This window comes from Streptomyces sp. AC558_RSS880, from assembly GCF_019049255.1.
Lineage (GTDB): Bacteria > Actinomycetota > Actinomycetes > Streptomycetales > Streptomycetaceae > Streptomyces.
In genome coordinates this window covers 1-6,231 of the sequence record NZ_JAGMUJ010000179.1, presented here as the reverse complement: position 1 = coordinate 6,231, position 6,231 = coordinate 1, and the positions used below count along the sequence as shown (strand labels likewise).

Annotated in this window: 3 protein-coding genes and 1 pseudogene; 1 reads left to right on the top strand and 3 read right to left on the bottom strand. The window is 73.4% G+C overall.

All coding sequences use genetic code 11. The annotated features are described in order from the left end of the window. Positions 1-773 (bottom strand): beta-ketoacyl synthase N-terminal-like domain-containing protein (locus KUM38_RS39365; RefSeq protein ID WP_374227133.1); only part of this gene is annotated, 773 nt, incomplete at its 3' end. Between KUM38_RS39365 and KUM38_RS43925 the strand changes: the two genes are divergently transcribed. After that, a complete protein-coding gene (locus KUM38_RS43925) occupies positions 721-852 on the top strand; it encodes a hypothetical protein (protein ID WP_374227132.1) in 132 nt (43 codons plus the stop codon). The two genes, KUM38_RS39365 and KUM38_RS43925, sit on opposite strands and share 53 nt — an antisense overlap. A 14-nt stretch (positions 853-866) precedes the next feature. On the opposite strand, the pseudogene KUM38_RS43920 reads toward KUM38_RS43925, so the two are convergent. Beyond that, positions 867-923, bottom strand: a pseudogene (locus tag KUM38_RS43920) (polyketide synthase docking domain-containing protein); the annotation flags it as partial. Between the two features lie 137 nt (positions 924-1,060). Beyond that, positions 1,061-6,231: SDR family NAD(P)-dependent oxidoreductase (locus KUM38_RS39360; RefSeq protein WP_254398470.1), on the bottom strand; the 5,171-nt coding region annotated here is incomplete at its 5' end.

The following is a 6,231-nucleotide window of genomic DNA, read 5'->3' as shown; positions in this document are numbered from 1 at the left end:
GAGGCGCCGTCCTGGTTGACGGCGGAGCCGGCGAGGACGGCGAGTATGCGGTGTCCCAGGCGTTGGGCGTCGGAGAGGCGTTCGACGACGAGTACGCCTGCGCCCTCGGCCCAGGCGGTGCCGTCGGCGTCGGCGGAGAAGGATTTGCAGCGGCCGTCGGGCGCGAGTCCCCGCTGGCGGGAGAACTCGACGTAGATGCCCGGTGTCGACATCACCGTGACGCCGCCGGCGAGGGCGAGTGAGCACTCGCCCGAGCGCAGGGCGCGTATCGCCAGGTGCAGTGCGACCAGTGACGAGGAGCACGCGGTGTCCACGGTCAGTGCCGGGCCCTGTAATCCGAGGGTGTAGGCGACCCGGCCCGAGGCGACACTCGACGTCGTTCCGGTCAGTCCGAACCCGGCGGCTCCGGCACCCGCCTCACCCAGCCGCGGACCGTACTCCTGGGCGATCGCGCCCAGGAAGACGCCGGTGTCGCTGCCGTGCAGCGATCCGGGCGCGATGCCGGCCCGCTCCAGGGCCTCCCAGGACACCTCCAGCAGCAGCCGCTGCTGCGGGTCCATCGCCAGCGCCTCGCGCGGCGAGATCCCGAAGAACTCGGGATCGAACTCGGCTGCCTCGTGGAGGAACCCGCCGTGCCGCACGTAGGAGGTTCCGGAGTGGTCCGGGTCGGGGTGGTAGAGGCCGTCGAGGTCCCAGCCACGGTCCGCCGGGAAGCCCGAGATCACGTCGCGCTGCTCGGCGACGACCTGCCACAGCGCCTCCGGCGAGTCCACCCCACCCGGGAAACGGCACCCCATGCCGACGATCACGATCGGATCGTCGGCGCCCGACTCCAGTTCGCGGACCCGCTGACGGGACTGGTGGAGGTCGACGGTGAGGCGCTTGAGGTATTCGACCAGTTTGTCGTTGTCCGGTGTTGACATGGTGATGATGCCCCCGTAGGCGTCGTGAAGCTGTGCGTGCGCGGTCCGGGCATGACTGCCCGTGAGACGTGCCCGAACGTGCCGCGTGCGGCGAACAGGATGATCAGGGTGAGGGTCCGGGCGATGCGGTCGTGGGGTCAGAGTTCGGAGTCGATGAACGCGAGGAGTTCGTCGACCGACGCCGACTCGACCCGTGAGGTCAGATCGTTGCCGTCGGTCTGGGTCCGCTGAGCCGGTACACGGGCCACCAGTGCCTGGAGTCGTTGGACGATCCCGGCTCTGACGTCGTCCTCGGTGTCACCCGGCAGTTCGGCGAGCGCCGCTTCCAACCGGTCGAGTTCGACCAGGCCCGGTACGGTCCTCGTGTCGGTGGAACCGGCGGACTCCACGTCGGCCGGTGCCAGTTCGGCGTGCAGATGGGCCACGACCGCCAGCGGGGTCGGGCAGCTGAAGAGGAGGGTGGCGGGCAGCCGCAGATCGACGCTGGTCTGCAGCCTGTTGCGTAGTTCCACGAGAGTGAGCGAGTCGTAGCCCATGTCCTTGAAAGGCCGGTCTGCTGGAATGTCGGCCGCGGAGTTCCGGCCGAGCACGACCGCGGTCTGCACCCGGACGAGATCCAGCAGCAGTTCCTCCTGCTCGGCCGGGCTCAGCGCGGCGAGCCGGTCGCGCAAGGTCTCGGTCGCCGGGGCCGCGGCGGTGGCCGGCGCCCGGGCCGGTCGTGGTGCGGCCGGGGCCAGGTCCCGTAGCACGTGGGGCAGTTGCGCCCCCAATGCACCGAGCGCGGCACGGTCGAGGGGAGCGGGCACGAGCACGGCGGTGTCCATCCGCAGCGCCGCGTCGAGCAGGGCCAGGCCCTCCGCCCGGTCGATGGGGGAGAGACCGGTTCTGGCGATCCGTCCCTGGTCGGCGCTGGACAGAGAGCCCGCCATCCCGGCGGCGCCCGGCCTTCCCGCGGTGTCCGCCCACATGCCCCAGGCGAGGGAGAGCGCGGGGAGGCGCTGTGCCTTGCGGTGCTGGGCCAGGGCGTCCAGGTAGGCGTTGGCGGCGGCGTAGTTGCCCTGACCGGCGCCACCGATGACACCCATGACCGAGGAGAAGAGGACGAAGGCCGCGAGGTCCTGGTCCACGGTCAGCTCGTGCAGGTTACGGGCCGCGGTGGCCTTGGCGGCGAGCACCGTGTCGAGGCGTTCGGGGGAGAGCGCGGTGATGACGCCGTCGTCGAGCACCCCTGCGGCATGGACGACGGCGGTGAGCCGCACACCGGTCAACAGCCGTGCGAGCGCGTCGCGGTCGGACGCGTCACAGGCGGCCAGGGAGACCTCGGCGCCCAGCTCGGTGAGCTCCGACGCGAGTTCCGCGGCACCCGGCGCGTCCGGGCCGCGGCGGCCGACCAGCAGCAGACGGCGGGCCCCGTGCTCGGTCACCAGGTGTCGCGCGACCAGACCGCCGAGGGCACCGGTGGCGCCGGTGACCAGGACCGTACCGTCCGGGTCGAGGGCCGCGGGCAGGGTGAGGACGACCTTGCCGATGTGCCGGGCCTGGCTGACGTGGCGGAAGGCCTCCGGCGCCCGGCGGACGTCCCAGGTGCTGAGCGGCAGCGGGGCCAGTGCCCCCGTCGACAGCAACCGCAGGACAGCCGTGAGCAGTTCACTGATCCGTTCGGCCGGCTCCTGGAGCAGGTCGAAGAAGTGGTAGTCCACCCCGGGGTGGTCCGCCGCGACCAGCTCCGGGGCGCGCAGATCGGTCTTGCCCATCTCCACGAAGCGCCCCCCGCGCGGCAGCAACCTCAGGGAGGCGTCCACGAACTCACCGGAGAGGGAGTTCAGTACGACGTCCATGCCGCGGCCTTCGGTGGCCGCGCCGAACGCCGTCTCGAAGTCCAGGGTGCGCGACGACGCCAGGTTCACCCCGCCCAGGCCGAGGGGACGCAGGGCGTCCCACTTGCCGGGGCCCGCCGTTCCGTAGACCTCCGCCCCCAGATGCCGGGCCAGTTGGACGGCGGCCATACCGACCCCGCCCGCGGCGGCGTGGATCAGGACGCGCTCGCCCGCGCTCAGCCCGGCAAGGCCGACCAGGGCGTGGTAGGCGGTCAGGAACACGATGGGCGCGGACGCCGCCTGAGCGTACGTCCAGTCGTCGGGTACGGTGGCGACCCGCCGCTGATCGGCGACGGCCACCGGGCCGAACGCCCCGGAGAACAGGCCCATGACCCTGTCGCCGACGCCGAGGCCGGTGACGCCGGGCCCGACCTCGGTGACCACACCGGCCCCTTCGAGGCCGAGCAGACCGGGGTCGCCGGGGTAGAGACCGAGGGTGTTCAGTACGTCACGGAAGTTGACGCCCGCGGCGCGCACCGCGATGCGTATCTCGCCGTCGGCCAGCGGGGCCAGGGCTTCCGGGCAGGGCTCGAGCGCCAGGTGGTCCAAGGTCCCGCGGTCGCGCACCGTCAGCCGCCAGGCGGCCACCCCGGCAGGGGGGACCAGGGCACTGCCGGCCGTCGCCCGGCCCAGCCTGGGCACCAGCGACGACCCGTCCCGTACCGCGAGCTGCGGCTCCGCGCCGATCAGTGGCAGGGCGGTACGGCAGTCGGCCGCCGACTCCACGTCCAGCAGCCCGACCCGCCCGGGGTTCTCGGTCAGCGCAGAGCGTGCCAGACCCCATACGGCCGCGCCGTCGGGATCCACGTCGGCGTCCGGTGCCGTGGCCACGGCTGCCCGGGTGACGAGCACCAGTCGGGAGTCGGCGAGCCGGTCGTCGGCCAGCCACGCCTGGAGCAGAGCGAGCGCGCGGTGCACGGGGGGCCGGGCGTCGGCCGTCGCACCGTTCGCGGGGTCCGTGAGCGGTGCGAAGACCACCGCGGGGACGGGGAGTCCCGCGTCGAGGGAGTGGCTCAGGGCTGCGAGGTCGGCGTACCGCGGGCCGACGTCCAGGTCGGCGGAGCCGAGGACGGCGGCCGACGGCGACGGTTCCCGGCCCGCCGTGACCGGTTTCCAGGCCAGGTGGTGGAGCGACCGCGGGACGGCCACGTCGTCACTCACCGGGCGCAGCACCAGTTCCTCGACCTCGGCGATCACTGCCCGGGACTCGTCCAGCAGCGTCAGCGACACCGCGTCCGGTCCGGTGGTGGTGATCAGGACCCGGGCGGTACGGGCGCCGGGCTGGTGGACGGTCACGCCGCGCCAGGAGAAGGGCAGCAGCCGGCGGCCGCCGTCGTCCAGCGCGGCCATGACGATCGGGTGCAGTGCCGCGTCGAGCAGCGCCGGGTGCAGCCCGTAGGACGCGGCGTCGGTGACGGACGGCGGCAGAGCTGTCTCGGCGTGCAGGTCCGTGCCGTGCCGCCACCTGGCGCGCAGGCCCCGGAAGACCGGGCCGTAGGCGTAGCCCGCGGCGGCCAGTTCGTCGTAGCAGCCGTCCATGGGGAGGGCCTCGGCCCCTGCGGCGGGCCGGCCCGCGGCGGTCGTGGAGGTTTTGCCGCGCGGGGCGAGGGCGCCGGTGGCGTGCAGGGTCCACGGCTCGGTGGTGCCGTCCGGCGTCTCGGTGCGGGCGTGCACGGTCAGCGCGCGCTGACCGTCGTCGCCGGGGGCGGCCACGACGACCTGCACCTCGGTGCGGCCCTCCTCGGGGAGCGCCAGGGGGGCGACCAGGGTGAGTTCGGCGACATGCGGCGTACCGGTCTGCGAGCCCGCGTGGGCGGCGAGCTCGAGGAAGGCGGTGCCGGGCAGCAGGACCGAGCCGAGGACGGCGTGGTCGGCGAGCCAGGGGTGGGTACGGCGGCTGAGCCGGGCGGTCAACGCGACCTGTCCGGTTTCGGCGAGTTCGACGGCGGGGCCGAGCAACGGGTGGCCGACCGGTCCTTCGGTGCCGTGCGCGGTCAGCCAGTAGCGCTCCCGCTGGAAGGCGTACGTGGGCAGCCCGGGCGTCCGTCCCGGGCCGAACACGGCGTGCCAGTCCGGGCTTCGGCCGCGGACGTGCAGGGCGCCGAGTGCGGCCGCCAGGGTGCGGCGCTCGGGCCGGTCGCGGCGCAGCACCGGGACGAACGCCAGTGTGTCGTCGTCCAGACAGTCCCGGCCCAGAGCCGACAGCACACCGTCCGGGCCGAGTTCGAGGAAGGTACGGATCCCGAGGTCGTGGAGTGCGGTCAGGCCGTCGGACATCCGTACTTCCCGGCGCACTTGCCGGACCCAGTAGTCGGCGGTGACGTCGACGGGCCGACCGGTGACGGTGGACACCATGGGGATGCGTGGCTCCGCGTACCGGATCCCCGCGGTGACGGCGGCGAACGCGTCGAGCATCCCGTCCATGCGGTGCGAGTGGAAGGCGTGACTGACGACCAGTCGACGCGTCTTGCGGCCGGCGGCGGCGAACGTGGCGGCGACCTGCTCGACGGCCTCGACGTCACCGGAGACGACGACGGCCGTGGGGCCGTTGACGGCGGCGATGCTCACCTCGTGCTCGCGGCCTTCCAGCAGCGCGCGGACCTCGTCCTGCGACGCCTGGACGGCGGCCATCGTGCCGCCGGGCGGCAGGGCCTGCATGAGCCGACCGCGCGCGGTGACCAGGGCACAGGCGTCGGGCAGGGTGAGGATCCCGGCGACGTGTGCGGCGGCGAACTCGCCGACGGAGTGGCCGAGTACGGCGTCCGGTGCCAGACCCCGGTGCTCCAGCAGCCTGAACAGCGCCACCTGGAGGGCGAAGAGAGCGCTCTGTGTGTTCTCGGTCCGGTCCAGTGCCTCGGCGTCGTGGAACATCACCTCGCGGATCGGCGGTGTGCCGGGTACGGAGCCGCGGCAGGCGTCGAGTTCGCCGCACACCGCGTCGAGGGCGGCGGCGAAGACCGGCTCGGTCTCGTACAACTCGCGTCCCATGCCGGTGCGTTGACTGCCCTGCCCGGTGAAGAGGTAGGCGAGGCCGTCGTCGGGGTGTGCCGTGCCGAGAGCCAGGGCGGAGTGCGGTTCGCCGCGGCCGAGGGCGGCCAGCGCCGCGACGGCGTCGGCGCGGTCCTCGGCGGTGACGGCCGCGCGGTGCTCGAGGGCGGTACGGGTGGTGGCCAGGGCGCGGCCGAGGTCGCGGGCGGACACGTCGTCGAGGGAGTCCAGCGCGTCGACGAGTGCCGTGGCCTGGGCGCGCAGCGCCGGTTCGGTACGGCCGGACAACACCCACAAGGGGGTGGATGTGTCGTCCCCCGGGTCGGTTCCGGGCGTGGTCGGTGTGGTGGGGGGTTCGGTGAGGATGATGTGGGCGTTGGTGCCGCTGATGCCGAATGAGGAGATGCCGGCGCGTCGGGTGTGGTTTTGGGTGGGGGGCCAGG